The organism is Paenibacillus sp. FSL R10-2796, assembly GCF_037965315.1.
GTDB lineage: Bacteria > Bacillota > Bacilli > Paenibacillales > Paenibacillaceae > Paenibacillus_AQ > Paenibacillus_AQ odorifer.
On sequence record NZ_CP150178.1, the window covers coordinates 2,808,115 to 2,824,334 of the forward strand.

21 protein-coding genes are annotated in these 16,220 nt (G+C 41.7%); 20 read left to right on the forward strand and 1 reads right to left on the reverse strand.

Annotated elements, in window-relative coordinates; translation table 11 throughout:
• Nucleotide 1 precedes the first annotated feature (1 nt).
• Nucleotides 2–622, forward strand: a complete 621-nt coding sequence (locus tag NST58_RS12460; RefSeq protein ID WP_076129922.1) for a hypothetical protein — start codon at nt 2–4, stop codon at nt 620–622.
• A gap of 110 nt (nt 623–732) precedes the next feature.
• Here NST58_RS12460 and NST58_RS12465 read toward each other — a convergent pair whose 3' ends face one another.
• On the reverse strand, nt 733–1,350 hold the full coding sequence (locus tag NST58_RS12465; protein ID WP_076129923.1) for a nitroreductase family protein: 618 nt from the start codon (nt 1,348–1,350) through the stop codon (nt 733–735).
• A gap of 221 nt (nt 1,351–1,571) precedes the next feature.
• Between NST58_RS12465 and NST58_RS12470 the strand changes: the two genes are divergently transcribed.
• From NST58_RS12470 to NST58_RS12560, 19 genes are all read left to right on the forward strand, one after another.
• Nucleotides 1,572–2,414, forward strand: a complete 843-nt coding sequence (locus NST58_RS12470; protein ID WP_339248014.1) for a DUF2785 domain-containing protein — start codon at nt 1,572–1,574, stop codon at nt 2,412–2,414.
• A 200-nt stretch (nt 2,415–2,614) separates the two neighbouring features.
• On the forward strand, nt 2,615–3,058 hold the full coding sequence (locus tag NST58_RS12475) for a DUF1641 domain-containing protein (protein WP_036685888.1): 444 nt from the start codon (nt 2,615–2,617) through the stop codon (nt 3,056–3,058).
• Between the two features lie 40 nt (nt 3,059–3,098).
• Nucleotides 3,099–4,277 (forward strand): NAD(P)/FAD-dependent oxidoreductase, encoded by a 1,179-nt coding sequence (locus NST58_RS12480; RefSeq protein WP_339248017.1) that lies wholly within the window; start codon nt 3,099–3,101, stop codon nt 4,275–4,277.
• Nucleotides 4,278–4,441: 164 nt separating this feature from the next.
• Complete coding sequence (locus tag NST58_RS12485; RefSeq protein ID WP_339248021.1) at nt 4,442–5,068, forward strand: SGNH/GDSL hydrolase family protein; 627 nt, start codon at nt 4,442–4,444, stop codon at nt 5,066–5,068.
• A 168-nt stretch (nt 5,069–5,236) separates the two neighbouring features.
• Nucleotides 5,237–6,223: a hypothetical protein gene (locus tag NST58_RS12490; protein WP_143766515.1), complete on the forward strand. Its 987-nt coding sequence runs from the start codon at nt 5,237–5,239 to the stop codon at nt 6,221–6,223.
• 32 nt (nt 6,224–6,255) lie between these two features.
• Nucleotides 6,256–7,002, forward strand: a complete 747-nt coding sequence (gene map, locus NST58_RS12495; RefSeq protein WP_076218952.1) for a type I methionyl aminopeptidase — start codon at nt 6,256–6,258, stop codon at nt 7,000–7,002.
• A gap of 101 nt (nt 7,003–7,103) precedes the next feature.
• Nucleotides 7,104–7,931, forward strand: a complete 828-nt coding sequence (locus NST58_RS12500; RefSeq protein ID WP_076303458.1) for a HEAT repeat domain-containing protein — start codon at nt 7,104–7,106, stop codon at nt 7,929–7,931.
• A gap of 345 nt (nt 7,932–8,276) precedes the next feature.
• Complete coding sequence (locus NST58_RS12505) at nt 8,277–8,699, forward strand: Rrf2 family transcriptional regulator (protein WP_076100677.1); 423 nt, start codon at nt 8,277–8,279, stop codon at nt 8,697–8,699.
• A 175-nt stretch (nt 8,700–8,874) separates the two neighbouring features.
• Nucleotides 8,875–9,399 (forward strand): hypothetical protein, encoded by a 525-nt coding sequence (locus NST58_RS12510; RefSeq protein ID WP_339248026.1) that lies wholly within the window; start codon nt 8,875–8,877, stop codon nt 9,397–9,399.
• A gap of 377 nt (nt 9,400–9,776) precedes the next feature.
• Nucleotides 9,777–10,043 carry a hypothetical protein gene (locus tag NST58_RS12515; RefSeq protein ID WP_076303459.1) on the forward strand — a complete coding sequence of 89 codons (267 nt, stop codon included), beginning with the start codon at nt 9,777–9,779 and terminating at the stop codon, nt 10,041–10,043.
• A 50-nt stretch (nt 10,044–10,093) separates the two neighbouring features.
• Nucleotides 10,094–10,828, forward strand: coding sequence for a metallophosphoesterase family protein (locus tag NST58_RS12520; RefSeq protein ID WP_339248028.1), 735 nt, complete (start codon nt 10,094–10,096; stop codon nt 10,826–10,828).
• Between the two features lie 79 nt (nt 10,829–10,907).
• Nucleotides 10,908–11,510, forward strand: a complete 603-nt coding sequence (locus NST58_RS12525; RefSeq protein WP_076183265.1) for a GNAT family protein — start codon at nt 10,908–10,910, stop codon at nt 11,508–11,510.
• A 5-nt stretch (nt 11,511–11,515) separates the two neighbouring features.
• Nucleotides 11,516–12,274 (forward strand): peptidase E, encoded by a 759-nt coding sequence (locus NST58_RS12530; RefSeq protein WP_081386271.1) that lies wholly within the window; start codon nt 11,516–11,518, stop codon nt 12,272–12,274.
• Nucleotides 12,271–12,822: a GNAT family N-acetyltransferase gene (locus NST58_RS12535; RefSeq protein ID WP_339248031.1), complete on the forward strand. Its 552-nt coding sequence runs from the start codon at nt 12,271–12,273 to the stop codon at nt 12,820–12,822. The genes NST58_RS12530 and NST58_RS12535 overlap by 4 nt, the downstream gene beginning before the upstream one ends.
• A gap of 36 nt (nt 12,823–12,858) precedes the next feature.
• Nucleotides 12,859–13,182: a protein tyrosine phosphatase gene (locus NST58_RS12540; RefSeq protein ID WP_339248765.1), complete on the forward strand. Its 324-nt coding sequence runs from the start codon at nt 12,859–12,861 to the stop codon at nt 13,180–13,182.
• Nucleotides 13,183–13,271: 89 nt separating this feature from the next.
• Nucleotides 13,272–13,553 carry an N-acetyltransferase gene (locus NST58_RS12545; RefSeq protein ID WP_256715847.1) on the forward strand — a complete coding sequence of 94 codons (282 nt, stop codon included), beginning with the start codon at nt 13,272–13,274 and terminating at the stop codon, nt 13,551–13,553.
• Nucleotides 13,554–13,707: 154 nt separating this feature from the next.
• Nucleotides 13,708–14,574, forward strand: coding sequence for a VOC family protein (locus tag NST58_RS12550; RefSeq protein ID WP_076189804.1), 867 nt, complete (start codon nt 13,708–13,710; stop codon nt 14,572–14,574).
• Nucleotides 14,575–14,641: 67 nt separating this feature from the next.
• A complete protein-coding gene (locus NST58_RS12555) occupies nt 14,642–15,535 on the forward strand; it encodes a beta-1,6-N-acetylglucosaminyltransferase (protein ID WP_143762697.1) in 894 nt (297 codons plus the stop codon).
• A gap of 18 nt (nt 15,536–15,553) precedes the next feature.
• A complete protein-coding gene (locus tag NST58_RS12560; RefSeq protein ID WP_076189805.1) occupies nt 15,554–16,189 on the forward strand; it encodes an NAD(P)-dependent oxidoreductase in 636 nt (211 codons plus the stop codon).
• Nucleotides 16,190–16,220 lie beyond the last annotated feature (31 nt).

The following is a 16,220-nucleotide window of genomic DNA, read 5'->3' on the forward strand; positions in this document are numbered from 1 at the left end:
TATGAATCTGTTTCGGATGGGATCGAAGCCACTGGGGATTGAGCGGATCAGCACATTTTTGGAGGATAATTATGTGAGTATCGGCTACCCCGGAATAGGGGATCTGGAGAATCTAAGCACAGAGGAACTTCATGATCGATTGATTGGCACATACCAATATAGTGAGTTGGAGCTTATGCAACATCTGCAAGCCCTTCAGCTATTTGTACATACGATGCAAGATGGAGATTATGTGCTGGTGGCCGATGGAGATTGGGTACATCTCGGGGACCTCGGAGATTATTTTTACAACGAGTTAACTGATAATGTTGACGAGGGTACATGCCATCGGCGTGGTGTGACGTGGTTGAAAAGTCTGCCGATTTCTGAACTAAACGCAGGCGTGCGGGAGTTATTTAACCAAAGTGCACCGGTTGTACAATATAAGGGTCCAAAACCAAGCGCTCGCTTGGATCTGTGGATTACAGGTGTTTCTGCTAATGAACAAGAAGTGAATAGTCCGCTGGAATTGGATGAGGAGACGCTCTCTAAGGCGCTTAATATTTTGAAAGATGCTTTGATTTGTGATGACTCCGAACGACGGGAACGAGCAGCGATTGCCATTTTACAATATGCGAAGTAGAGCCTCTCTTGTATATCGGGCACACGGTTCATTATCTTCATGATGAGTTTCAATTAAAAAACGTTCCACCCGCTACTTGCCTCGGATGGAACGTTTTGCTGTATCTATAATCAGATGAATTCAACGAATTCGTTGACTGGCTTACGGTAGCCGCGGGGTCTGATTTTATGTTTTTTGTCTTTGCCGATCGTGATCAGCATAACAGGTACCATATGATCCGGCAGATTCAAGGTGGATTGGATAGCATCAGCATCGAAGCCGATCATCGGGCAGGTATCCCAACCTTTATCTTTGGCGATCAGCATAAAGTGCATGGCAGAGAGAGAGGCATTACGTATTGCTTCATCTCTTTGAAAAGCATCCTTATCAATGTAAGCATTGTTAATCATCTCTATTTGCTCATCATATTCCTCTTGTGACATCGCTCCTAAAGCTTTAAGCCCGCCATAGATTTCTGGAGCCTGCTGATAAGCATGCTTATCTCCTAGCACTACAATAACTGCTGAAGCAGTATGGATTTTATATTGGCCGTAAGCTGCTTCGCGAATTTCTTCTTTTAAGCTCTCGTTAGATATCACTTTGTAATTTGTATGCTGTAGATTATAGGCCGAGGGTGCCAATCTGGCATAAGAGAACATTTCCTCTAATTCATTCTGAGGGATGATAACCCCTTCCACAAAATTCATAGCGGATCTGCGTGACTGAATCAAGTCTGTAAAAGCGCTCATAAGTATTCCTCCGTTGTGTATGTATTCGGTTGTAAAATATCAACACCTGATATTTGTAAATGAACTAACTAAATGTTACTAACTCAAAATAACACAGCCTAAAAAATTCGTCAATGATAAAATTTATTGAAGTTAATCTTGAATACCCTGTTGTCAAAAAATAGGACATAAATTAGGATATTAGGATATGTAGAAACACAGTGGATGAAAGGGTGGATAAATTGATTAATAGTAGAGAACAATTGATGATAGATTTGCAAAGAATAGAAGAGAATGACTACGAGCTTAGAAGTGGAGAGGATATAAAGGATTATGTGAAGTTGATGCTTGAGCATATAGGAGATCCCGAGCCTGTACTGCGTGATGAATTGATTTATTCCACATTCTACAAATGGATTAATGAGAAACGTTGGTTTAATGATACGGAGCTTCGTGAACTGCTGTGGATACTTCTTGACGAGCAGCATCTGTTTTATCACATTGGGAATAAAGAAGATCTCACGGTGTATACAAGAACATTTTCTGTATTGGTTGTTGCTCTTATTCTCCAGCGGCATAGGGAAAAGGTGATATTAGATAGCTCTGAATTTATAAAGGTGAAGCAGGGTTTGATTCGTTATTATGAGGAAGAACGGGACTTAAGAGGTTATATGGAAAAAGAAGGCTGGGCACACGCAGCAGCTCATGGCGCCGACGCCTTGGATGAGCTGGTTTTATGCTCGGAGAGTGATGCCGCGGTGCGGGAAGAGGTTCTGGCAGTTATTCAAAAGATGCTTTATAACGATCAATACATATTCAGGGAGGAAGAAGATGAACGGATTGCTACTATTATAGTTACAATCATCGATCATCATTTACTTCCACAGCAGTCTATAACCGATTGGATTCTCAACTTGGCGCAATGTGGCAGTTGGCCTAGAAGCCACAGCCAGTACGTTACTCGAATAAATACAAAGAACTTCCTGCGTTCTCTTTATTTCAGGTTACTTCTAACAGAGAAGAATATGGACATTGTGGATGTTTTGTTGAAAACTGAGAAGAATTTGAATGAATTTGTACATTAATTCACTCAAACGGTTTTAATTAACACTGGTAATTTAAATAATTTATTATAATGTAATAAAAATCACAAAATTTTATGGAAATTCAAAAACTTTGTGACATTTATAACTTGATAAGTGCTATAATAGAAATATGGCGTTAAAAGTTCTTATGTTTTTCATTACTATTAAGCAGCAAAGCTTATTGCAGAGGAGATTTGGATATGTCAGAATCAATCACTCAAACACAACCTGAACAAGAATCACCAAAAGTAGCTGTTAGCAAGGAACAAATGGATGTTCTAGAACAGCTCTTGAAACCAGAAGTTCAGGAATCATTAACAGTCTTGGTGGAACAGCTGCCAAAATTAACTGAGCTTGTTGGCGTGCTTACAAAGTCCTATGACTTTGTGCAAACTGTCGCAGCGGATGATGTCTTGAAAAGTGATACGGTAAGTGCAATTAAAGAACTTGCTGAACCTGTAGTGCATTCCGCGAAGAATATGGCAGCTACAGTGATCGAAGCAAAAGATCGTGCGAATGAAAGTAACGAAGTTATTGGTCTTTTTGGTCTTATGAAGTTGTTGAAAGATCCGCAAGCGCAAAAGCTTTTCCGTTTCGTAAATGCATACCTTCAAGTTGCTGGAGAACGCAGTAAGCAGAAATAATCATTTTCATATCTTATACGTAAGGGACGGAGGAAACATCATGTCTAAACATATTGTCATTCTAGGAGCAGGTTATGGTGGTCTACTAAGCGCCTTAACCGTACGCAAATATCTCAAAAAAGATGAAGCTAAAATTACTGTAGTTAATCAGTATCCTACACACCAAATCATTACAGAATTGCATCGTCTTGCAGCAGGTAGTGTTGCAGAGGGTGCTGTAGCTATGCCTCTAACTAAGCTTTTCGCAGGGAAAGATATTGACCTGAAAATCGCGAAGGTTAATTCATTTTCTGTGGAGAACAAACAAATTGTTCTTTCTGATGGTGTGACACTTACTTATGATGCGCTTGTTGTAGGTCTTGGCAGCACTACAGCTTATTTTGGCATTTCAGGGCTTGAACAATACAGTATGGTATTGAAATCAGCTGCAGATGCTAACAAAATTCATCAACATATTGAAGATCGTATTCGTGAATATGCGAAATCGAAAAATGAAGCAGATGCAAACATCCTGATCGGTGGCGGCGGCTTAACAGGTGTTGAGCTTGTTGGTGAAATCGCGGATGTATTGCCTACACTTACTAAAAAATATGGCGTTGATCCTAAAGAAATTAAGCTTATGCTCGTTGAAGCAGGTCCTAAAATCCTTCCAGTATTGCCAGATGCATTAATCGAACGTGCTGTAGCAAGCTTGGAGAAACGTGGTGTTCAATTCCTGACAGGTCTTCCTGTTACGAATGTAGAAGGCAATGCGATTGACTTGAAAGACGGTCAAAAAATTATTGCTAACACATTTGTATGGACTGGTGGCGTACAAGGAAATCCACTCATCGGCGAATCGGGTCTTGAAGTTAACCGAGGTCGTGCAACGGTGAATGAATTCTTGCAATCCACTTCCCACAAAGATGTATTCGTTGCTGGTGACAGCGCGGTGGTCTTTGCAGAAGATGGACGTCCTTACCCTCCAACTGCGCAAATTGCTTGGCAAATGGGTGAATTGATCGGATACAATCTGTATGCCTTCTTGAAAAATAAATCGTTTGAAAGCTTTAGCCCAATCAACTCTGGTACACTTGCTAGCTTAGGCCGTAAAGACGGTGTTGCCATCGTTGGTGCAAGTTCTACTCCGTTAAAGGGCTTGCCTGCAACTCTGATGAAGGAAGCAAGTAATATCCGTTACTTGTCCCACATTAAAGGATTGTTCAGCCTAGCTTACTAATATAGCTTAACCCTAAACCCTGCTCAAATCTGAGCGGGGTTTTTGTTATTGTTTTTTTAGTGAAATGTTTGCATTATTGATGTTTCACAGTAGGCTGTATTCATTGTATTTGATATAATAGATTGGGTTATATTAACAGAGGTAGTTAGAGGAGGATTTCATTTATGATATTCCAACAAAACGATGTCATTCTGTTTCAAGGGGACAGCATTACAGACTGGGGGCGTAATCATGAAGACGCTTCATCACTTGGAGTAGGTTATGCAATGATGGTCGCCGCTCGTCTGGGGTATTTATATCCAGAGAAGAATCTTACTTTTATTAACCGTGGTATTGGTGGCAACCGTATTGTTGATTTACAGGGACGTTGGGATCAGGATTGTCTGGATTTGAAGCCGACTTGGGTGTCCATTTATATTGGAATTAATGACACTTGGCGGCGTTTTGATTCTGGTGAAGAAACCACTCCCGAGCAGTTTGAAGCTTCATATCGGGACCTGATCGAACGCACTCGGAAATCTTTGAATGCTAAATTAGTGCTTATAGAGCCTTTTGTTTTGCCTGTACCGGAAGATCGTAGAACTTGGCGTCAGGATCTTGATCCTAAAATTCATATTGTCCGCGAGCTGGCACGTGAATATGGGGCGCCGCTGGTTCCGCTAGATGGACTTTTTGCAGCGGCTTCCGTAAAAGCAGAACCGGCTTACTGGGCATATGATGGAGTACATCCTACTCCTGCAGGTCATGCACTTATTGCGGATGCTTGGCTCAAAACGATGGGAGCAATCTAATCAATTGCCCTTTTAAGACTAGAACCACGCTTTAATAAGCAGGTTGTAGTCTTTTTTTAATCGCGTGTTCATAAAGTCGTTTTTATATATTTATAGACACTGTTATAATTGGAATATGCTTATGTATTGGAGGCGATTCGCATTAGGCGGTTAATATGGATAGCACCTTTGTTATTGGTCGTAGTGTTAAGCGGATGTAAAAGTGATTTGGGCTTCATCAATGCCAGATGGATCGAAGGCGTGTCGTTGACACCTGTGGCAACGAGTGATCAGAAACAAGCGGATCGTCCTTTGCACTCAGAGAGCTTAACGCTAAAGGATTCTGTTTTGATCAAGACGCTTGCGGAGGCTATGAACAAGAGTAAGAAATTTTCTGATGATCTGGATTGGGGTCCGGAATTTGAAATGAAGCTTGTTTATGGGGACGGCTATTCGGAAGATTATTACATAGCGCTTGGAGATCAACTTGGACATGAAGGGATGTTTACTACAGCAGAGAACAGCAGTCAGGGCTACACAATTCCTGTAAAAAACTCTGACCAGTTAAGAAAGCTCATTTATGGAACAATCGATACGGAGAACATTGAACAGGCAGACCCTGTGGAGACTTCTGTCGAGGTAACAGGTCCAGTAACCCTATCACATAATGAACTGTCTCCGGTCACAGGCAGAGCGGGATTTTTAAATCTGCAACTGCAAGAGGGGACATATAGCGAAGATTGGACTACACCGAGTCCGTTAGCGGGAAGAAACTGGAGTGGCCGATTTAGGCTAGTAGTGACTGACGAGCATGGAAAAACACTGAGTAGCTATCCGTTAAATGATCAATTTGCCCAGACCTTTAATGATTTTTTCCAGCTTCAGTTTGAGGATTATAATGGAGATGGTGATCCCGATTTTACGATCGGACAATATGGAACGAGTAACGGTTATTTCTACAAGCTTTTTACACTCAGAAGAAATAACGTGATAGAAGAACTGCCTATTAAACCTGTAAATCAGCTGTTTATCAGCAGTCCTGAGCGGTATTCCATAAAACTGGATAAAGTTGATGAGCATAGCTTCAAGAGAAGTTACTACGATAACGCAGCAGGCAAACAAGTGGAAGATACTTTTCAGTGGGTAGGGAGTGCATTTCAGAGGCTGGACAAATGATTAATTCATGAAGTGAGAGGAATGTGTGTTGGATGACAAGTGATACGGTACAAGATTTAGAAGGGTTAAAAGCTATTGGAAAAGTGGTGGGCCACACCATCGCCGAGATGAAAAAGAAAGTAACCCCTGGGATGACGACTGCAGAGTTAGATCTTATTGGAGCTGAGATTCTGGAAAGCTTCGGAGCATCCTCAGCCCCGAAGATAACTTATAATTTCCCGGGCAGCACCTGCATCAGTGTGAACGAAGAGGTTGCTCATGGTATTCCGGGTCCGAGAGTGATTAATGCTGGCGATTTGATCAACATTGATGTCTCTGCTGAGCTGAATGGGTATTATGGGGATGCTGGCGTTTCTTTTCAACTGCCGCCCTATAACGATGATATTCTGCGTTTATGCCGGAGTACAGAGGAAACCATGATGAGTGTGATCAATCATCTGCGGGCAGGAATGAAGGTTAACGAGATCGGCAGAATGATGGAACTTGAAGCTCGCAAACGCGGTTATAGAGTGGTGCGTAATCTGTGCAGCCATGGAATTGGCAAATCACTGCATGAGAAGCCTTTTGAAATTCTACCCTTCTATAATCCAAGAGTGACCACGGTGCTAAAGGAAGGACAAGTAATTACAATAGAGCCCTTCCTCTCGACTGGAGCGGACTATGTGGAGCAGCAATCGGATGGCTGGACGCTAAGTGTTGTAGATAACGGTCGGGTAGCGCAGTTTGAACATACGATTATCGTGACTAAAGGTGAGCCTGTTATTCTGACTAAGGCATAAAGAGTAGTGTGCGAACAGACCTTATTATTTATAGGTTGTGCCCCGCATACGCGATGCAAGGAATTGTTCAAATCTGAAGATAACTATCGGAGGGACCAGAGATGGCTGAGCAAAAGATGATTGAAGTGCCGTTTCAGCAATGGGTAAACGATAAGGAGCTGTGGGTACAGCTTAATGATTTGATGATGCAGGAGAGTAAACTCCCAGGACCACGAGTGAATTTGGAGCTCTCAGACCATTTTGCCAAACAATTCGCTCATCCTAATCTAACAGATACAGGCTGGGAGCTGCTCGTCTCTTGGACTGACATTAGTGAAGCTGAAGCTGGGGTGAATGATCCCCGTGAGTTTCTGCCGTTTTGTGCAGTTAGGGCGTTGGGTGCTTATTACAGTTACGCTGGAGAAGAGCAGCAAGTAGTGATTCAAAACATCATCAAGACAGCTATGAATGATTCGCGATGGAGGGTGCGTGAAGCGTCTGCTATGGCGCTGCAAATTATAGGGGAGGATGATTTCACCCTGCTCAGGCAGCTGATTGACATGTGGGAGAAAGGTGCGAACAGGCTTGAACAGCGGGCTTTTGTAGCAGCATTAGCGCATCCTCCTCTTTTAAAAAAGAAAGAAAATACGCTATATTGTCTTCAGTTGGCTGCCCGAATCATGGAGAGTATAGATGGTGGGGGAGCGCAACATGAGGACGCTGAGCATTTTCGCGTATTATCTAAGGGACTTGAATACAGCTTGAGTGTATTAGTGGCGAATGAGCCTGAAGAAGGCTTTGTTATGCTGGAGAGATTTGCAAAGAGCCGAGATGCCCGAATCCTTAAGATTGTGAAGAGTAATCTTGGTAAATCGCGTCTGAGTAAAAAATATGCTGCCCAGGTGGCTGAGATCCTAAAGGAATTCGATAACATAGGAAAAGACACTTAGGATACGAGTGCCATTTGGCAGTTGTATTTAATCATTTTTTTTGTTTTTACTTATATTAGAATTAACAATTAAAGAAACAAAGAGAATTAATATAATCAAAGAAAACCACTCTATGGATTGTTCGAATATTAAACTGTAGGTTATATTAATAAATTCAAAGACAACTATTATTAAAAGTATTGCCCAACGATCTTTTTTCATTAAAATGCACCAACCTATCTATATGGAGAATATTGATAGATTATAAGTTGTTCATATCCTCAAAAGTTTGACAAATGCATGAAATGTAACTATTATAGTTGCATCTGAAGGATGTTTTGCAGCAAGGCAGAAGGAGAGATTTCCATGAATATTAGCACCCGATTTGCGGTAGCCATTCATATATTAACGTTAATTGACAGCAATAAAGAAGGCAAAAGCACGTCGGAGTGGATAGCTGGTAGCGTAAACACAAACCCTGTAGTTATCCGTCGGCTTACGAGTATGCTGCAAAAAGCAGGACTAGTAAATGCACGCCCCGGAGTCGCAGGCGCTTCGCTTACACGTAGCGCATCCGAGATTACGCTGCTGCAGATTTATAAGGCAGTTAATGCGGTGGAAGAGGACTCGTTGTTTTCTGTACATGAGCATCCTAATCCAGATTGTCCTGTTGGCAAGAATATAGCCAGTGCAATTGTACCTGTGTTCTCACTCGCCCAAAAAGCGATGGAGAATGTTCTCCAGGAGGTTACATTGGAACAGATTGTGAATGAAATGCCAGAACTATGATTCCTCCATATCACAGCTTAGAAGTAAGGCCAGAACATGTGAAAACGTGATTCTGGTCTTTTTTTGCTTAATTAGGTTTAGGGTCAAAGAAGGGAAGTAAGAGGGAATATAGAATCTGTATTTAGAAGCCGGATTAAAGATAATATACATACATACATTGAGGGAGAGCTAAAGAATGTTAAAGAAATTACTGCCTATACTACTAATTATAGTAACGATTACCGGATGTAATGAATCAAAGGATACCACTAAATACGAGGATACTAATTTTGGAATCACCTTTAACTATCCGGATGATTGGGTTGTAACTGAGAAGTATGGAGCGCCATTATGGTTGATAGTCTCTACGACTGATTATAAACCTGCTGAGGGACTTAAAGGTCCGGGAGTAATGCTTTTTGGATTTAAGCCTAAGGACATGGAGCTTGTCAACAAATGGCTCGAGGATGCCCAAACGAATTACAACAACGGGGCGGAGCTGACAAAAAGTAAAGCTAGTTTAGGCGGGTTAGAGTCCATAAAGTACGAAACTGAAGTATTCGAAGAGGAAGGGAGTAAAGGGAAAGCTATCTATTACGTTATTGAGGAACCGGAAATGTCATTTATGGTGCAGTTCCCTTATAGTGTGGATGAAGTACATAAAGAAGATATGAAGAGGATAGAGGATATTTTACAATCCATAAAGTTTACAAAAGATTAAGTGTGACTAGAACGAGGTAGCTGGAATGGTGAAATGTACGGTATAAATGCCGTTGAAATGTGCTGAAGTAGCTGGAATGATAAAATGTACGGTATAAATGCCGTTGAAATGTGCTGAAGTGGCTGAAATGATGAAATGTACGGTATAAATACCGTTGAAATGGGCTGAAGTAGCTGGAATGGTGAAATGTACGGTATAAATGCCTCAGATTTGGCTGAAATCATCCAAAGAAGCAAAAAGAGAAGCAAAAATGCCCTATAAACGAGCAATAGTCGCTGAAAGTGTGAAAAGAAAGGCAAAAATGCCCTACAAACGAGCAACAGCCGCTAAATGAGCGAAAAGAAAGGCAAAAATGCCCTATAAACGAGCAACAGTCGATGGATGAGCGAAAAGAAAGGCAAAAATGCCCTATAAACGAGCAACAGTCGATGGATGAGCGAAAAGAAAGGCAAAAATGCCCTATAAACGAGCAACAGTCGATGGATGAACTAAAAGAAAGGCAAAAATGCCCTATAAACGAGCAACAGTCGCTGAATGAGCGAAAAGAAAGGCAAAAATGCCCTATAAATGAGCAGCGGCCGCTAAATGAGCAGCGGCCGCTAAATGAGCAGCAACAGCCAACATTGAGAATGCAGTACAATTAGTTTTAGGATAAGTAACTTTTTTAAAGATCAATATATACGGAGGTTCTACAGTGGAGCAAATTGCAATAATCTCAGACATTCATGGAAATATACCAGCCCTTACGGCCGTTTTAGATGACATCCAGCAGCGGGGAATCAGCAGAGTCTTTTGTTTAGGCGATATTGTTGGAAAAGGACCGGACTCAGATCTAGCCGTTGATATCATAAAAAAGAATTGTGAAATCAGTGTTATGGGGAACTGGGATGATTTAATGAATCAGGATGTTGATTTTGAGATGGCTCGGTGGTGCCGCGGGTTGTTAGGTCAAGAGCGCCTAGCTTATTTAAGCACGTTGCCGTTTTCGATTGAGTTTATGATGAGTGGTAAATTTGTACGGTTATTTCATGCTTCGCCACGAAGCCTGTATGAACGTGTTCAACCTTGGGATGATTATGAAAAGCGATTATCTTTGTTTGATTATTCTGATCTCTGCCAGGAAAAACGACAAGCGGATATCGTAGGTTACGGGGATATTCATAATGCTTTTATTCAACATCTAGAAGGTAAGACCTTATTTAACGTAGGCAGTGTGGGGAATCCGCTTGATCTAACCCAGGCATCTTATGTGATTATGGAGGGAGAATACATGGGAGTGTCAGCAGCTCCTTTGAATATGCAATTTGTAAGAGTGCCTTATGACATCGAGTTAGCTGTTCAACAGGCCGTTGAGGCAGATATGCCAGCTGCAGAGCCTTATATTCGTGAGCTTAGAACCGCGCAGTACAGGGGAAGTGTCCGGGGATAATAAAGGAAAGGATAATAAAGGAAAAAAAGTCAAACTGCAACCCTGATCCAAGCCATCAAAAAGTAATGGAGGGAACAAATTGAAGCTTAGTCACGTATTTGAGCAATTCCCTACTTTGGAATCCGAGCAATTATTACTGAAAAAGATTGAAGTCAGCAACCTTAATGAGGTATTTGGGATATATAGCAATGATCAAGTATTTGAGTACTGTGGAATTATTCCGAAACATAATAAAGATACAGTCAAGAATATGATCGGTCATTTCGAACGTGATTTTACCAAAGGGGTAAGAGTGAAATGGGGGATTTTCCTCAAAAATAACCCTTACATATTGCTAGGTATCATCGAAGTTATGGATTTTAATCAAAAGGTGGATATGGTGACGATCGGTTACTTTTTGGCGGAACCTTATTGGGGAAAAGGGATTGCAGCTCAGGCCATTCAGTTAGTGGTGAAATATTTATTTGAGACTGCAGAAGTCAATCGAATTCAAGCTGAGGTTATGCCCTTTAATGAACGATCGAAGCGGGTGCTTTTGAAAAATGGCTTTACGAAAGAAGGCACGTTAAGGCAGGCACATGTATGGTCGGGTAAAGGGCTGGTGGATCTGGAGATCTACAGCATTTTGGCAGAGGAATATTTTGCGAGCATCGGTAAGCTAAGAGTAAGCAATAGGATGTAATCCTAGTGAAAGAAGGGGAAATCATGGGCACTATCGTAGTTATTGGCGGGGGAGAGTTAATCGAGCTTGAAACGCTGGAAATTGATCGTAAAGTTGTGCAGCTGACTCAAAAGGCTAAGCCGAAGGCGTTATTTATTCCAACAGCCAGTAGTGATGCGCCGGGATATTGTGATACTTTTAGCAAAGTATATGGCGATATTCTTGGATGTGAAACAAGTCACTTATTGCTTGTGAGCCAAACCTACACTCATGATGAGATTACAGATTTAATTACAGCTGCTGATTTGATTTATGTGGGTGGAGGCAATACCCGAAAGATGCTGGAGATTTGGAAAAATACAGGGGTAGATACGCTTTTGAAAGAAGCTTATTCCTCTGGAACCGTATTGGCCGGGCTTAGCGCAGGTTCCATCTGTTGGTTTGAATATGGGCATAGTGACTCTGAGGCGTTCGACGATCAGGGGGAATGGCAGTATATCAAGCTTGAAGCCATGGGGATTCTGCCGGGCATTCATTGTCCGCATTATAATGAGGATATTCGGGTTGAAGATTTTACACGCATGGTTAAAGGTGGAGGTTTGCCTGGAATCGCGGTGGATAACAATTGTGCAATCATCTATAAAGATAAGGAATATAAAGTGATGTCGACCAGAGAAGAAGCTAAGGCCTACCGTGTGATTGACTCCGAGCAAGGTGTTGTCGTAACGGAAATAGAAGAATATCCGAGCTACAGACCACTTCATGAATTGTATGGTGCGTTATGATTATTTTTGAAAAGCAAGAGATCAGACTGAGAACACTTGAGCTAAACGATGCCGCATTACTTGTAAAATGGCTCTCAGATCCCGTTGTACTGGAGTTCTATGAAGGTCGTGATCGCCCGCATGATTTGGAGCTGGTGAAGGAGCATTTTTACGACGAGCAAGCCGAAGTTACGCGGTGTATTGTGCAATACAAGGAGCGGGATATAGGTTATCTCCAGTTCTATCTTATAGATGATGAAGAATTAGAGATGTACGGCTACGTGGGATTCGAAGGTCAAATCTTTGGGATGGACCAGTTTATTGGCGAGCCTGATTTATGGAATCAAGGAATGGGTTCGCGACTCATTAAAGAAACAGTTAATTATCTTATCGAAGCAAAACAGGCGGATAAAATTGTCATGGACCCGCAAGCCTGGAATAAAAGAGCCCTTAGAGTATACGAGAAGATTGGCTTTGTGAAGAAGAAATACCTTGAACAGCACGAACAACATGAAGGAGAGCTAAGAGATTGTTGGTTGATTGAATACACGAAGCAGGCGAGACAATAAATATCTTTTTAACAATCGGATAAGGAAGGTGCACTTATTAAACTACTGTTTGTCTGCAGCCAGAATCGCTGGCGGAGTCTAACTGCGGAGAAGATCTTTCAAGGAATTGATGGTCATGAAGTGAGATCAGCAGGGACTGAAGATCATGCCAGAATTAAAATTTCTGAAGGGCATTTGGGTTGGGCGGATGTGATTTTTGTGATGGAGAAGAAACATGTTCGAAGAATTCAAGATAAATTTAGAGACTGTGTAAGGGGCAAAAAAATAATTTGCCTGAACATAGCTGATGACTATAAGTATATGGATGAAGACTTGATCGGCCTTTTGGAATCCAGTGTATCCGAATATTTACTGGAATAAAGCAACAAAAATGAGAATTAGAGCAGAAACTGTGGCAGACTATAATGAAGTATTTCAAGTGAATGTTAAGGCTTTTGGTGATCGGGAAGATGAAGCGCAGTTGGTCGAAAACATTCGTTCAGAAGCAAGGAATCGGCAAGGCGCTGATCCAAGAAGGGTTAGAAAGATGTAGAACGCTCGGATATGAGCTTGTCTTTTTGATCGGGCATCCCGAATATTATCCAAGATTCGGATTTCAACCCGCAGGGCTACATGGGCTGGAGTTGAAACAATTCGCGGTACCGGAGAATGTCTTTATGGTCTGTGAGCTGAAGGAAGGCGTACTGCAGAGGATTAAGGGAGAGTTGAAATACCCGGAAACCTTTTTTTGAATTACTTATTATATGTTCCTGTGAATCATGTTTGGCTGTGAACCAGTCGACATGATTTTTTTATAGGTAATTGACAAACATATAGAAGGTAACTATACTAAAGATAGTTAATTTGTAACTAAAACAGTTACAGCATGATTGGGAGGAATTTATAATGACGACTAAAACAATACTTCAACCAGATACTCAGATCGGTCTGGTACAGATTAGAGTAAGCAATTTGGAGCGTTCGCTCACCTTTTATCAGAATGTTGTGGGATTAAGCGTTTTGCGGCAGACTGGCCGCGAAGTGGAAATGACCGCTGACGGTCAGAATGTGTTATTAATCTTGCGGGAGATTGAAAATGCGCGGGTGATCCGCCCTAATTCTGTGGCTGGGTTGTATCATTTCGCTATCCTTGTTCCAGATCGTCCTAGCCTTGGATTGGTTGTGCGCAATTTGATCTCTTCGGGGATTGAAGTGGGGCAGGGGGATCATCTGGTCAGTGAAGCGTTGTATATTCAGGATCCAGATAATAATGGGATTGAAATCTATCGAGATCGTCCTAAGAGTGAATGGAAATATGATGCAGAAGGGCATGTAATGATGTCCACTGATCCAGTGGATGTAGATGGACTATTGGCAGCTTCTGAAGGTTTATCATGGAGCGGGCTGCCAGCGGGAACAGTGATTGGGCATGTACACTTTCATGTGGGGAATTTAAATAAGGCGAAAGCCTTCTACGTCGATTTGCTTGGTTTTGAACTAACAGCTAATTATGGAAGTGCTGCTATGTTTATCTCTGCTGGCGGCTATCATCACCATATCGGGCTGAATGTTTGGGCCGGACAGGGCGCACCTGCGGCTCCAGCTGATACTGTGGGGATTGATTATTTTACCTTAATTCTTACGAATGAAGAGGAACGCAACGCTGTGGTGGAGCGAGTTCGGCAGGCTGGTTACGCAGTTACAGAAGTGAATGGAAATCCTACATTCCAAGATCCTTGGAACATTGGAATCAGACTTGTTTTAGAGAGATAATTATATATCCATTTTCGTCCATTTATTTTATAATATTGGAAATAGATGGGCGGAAGGGTGAAGTTTGTTGGAAGCATTCAAAATGGCGTATATCATTCTTTGTCATAAGAATCCGGAGCAGATCAATTTGCTAATCGATAGTTTAACTAACGAGTCCGTAGAGTTTTTCCTTCATGTCGATCAGAAAAGTAATATTGAAGCTGATATTATTCATCGTAACGATATTCATTTTGTGGAAAAGCCTATTGATGTGCAGTGGGGGCATTACAGCCAGATTGAATGCATTTTGAAGTGCTTTTCGCTGATCAAAGAACATGGGGATTTCAATTATATCCACATCCTAAGCGGTCAGGATCTGCCTCTTGCTTCAAATGAAGTGATTCTAGATTTCTTTAAGGTGAATGAAGGTAAGGAATTTGTGAAGTATTTGCAGCTGCCTAATGCTGCGGAAACTTGGGGATGTTACGAGCGGGTCTCAGTTTATTATCCTAGATTCCTCATCTCAAGGACCCGGCGTATGACAGCGATCCGAATGAGGTACATTAAACTAATTATGAGCGTTCCGTTTCTGCAAAGAAGATTAAGCGCTCTGCCGAACGGTTTATATAAAGGCTCAAACTGGATGTCTATTACAGGTGGATGTATGGAGTACATCTTGGATTTTACAAAAAGCTCTCCGGAATACGTCAGATTTTTTAGGAACACTTTATGTGGAGACGAAATTTTTTTCCATACGATAATTTTGAATAGTGTTTATAAGATGCATGTGCTGAATGAAATTAAGCGGTATACAGATTGGGAAACAGGACCGGATTATCCTAGAACGCTAACGATAGAAGACTATGATCGGATCACTCAACGGGGCACGGAATGCTTTTGGGGGAGAAAATTTGATCTCGATATCGATAGAACCATCGTTCAGGAGCTCCTTGATATAAATATTAAAGCGAAAACATCGTAAACTCAGGAGGACAATCATATGAAAATCGCAGTTGTTGGAGCAAGTGGAAAAGCTGGAAGCCGAATTACGCAGGAAGCGTTGGATAGAGGTCATGAAGTTACAGCGATTGTGCGGGATGCATCTAAAGTAACAAATAGTAAAGCGAATGTCATTGAAAAGGATGTATTTGCACTTACCGCTGAAGATTTGCAGGGGTTCGATGTGGTTGTGAATGCTTTTGGTGCGCCGTTTGGACAAGAACATCTGCATGTGGATGCCGGGAATGTGCTTATTGAAGCGTTGAAGGCTTCGCCCGATACAAGATTGATTGTAGTTGGGGGTGCAGGAAGTCTTTATGTAGATGAAGCCAAAACGCTTAAAGTAGTGGATACGAATGACTTTCCTGACTTTATTAAGCCAACAGCGACGAATCAAGCCAAGAATCTGGAGATTCTGCAAGGAACAGATGCACTCTCTTGGACCTTTGTTAGTCCATCTGCTAATTTTGCCATCGGCACAAGAACAGGTTCTTATGTAAAAGGTAAGGATAATCTTCTGGTGAACTCCAAAGGCGAGAGTTATGTCAGCTACGAAGATTATGCCGTTGCTATTGTCGATGAAATCGAACAGCCGCAGCATATTCGTGAACGGTTTACGGTGGGTTCAGAGTCTTAAGTGATAATGAAGAATAACGATCCTATATAAC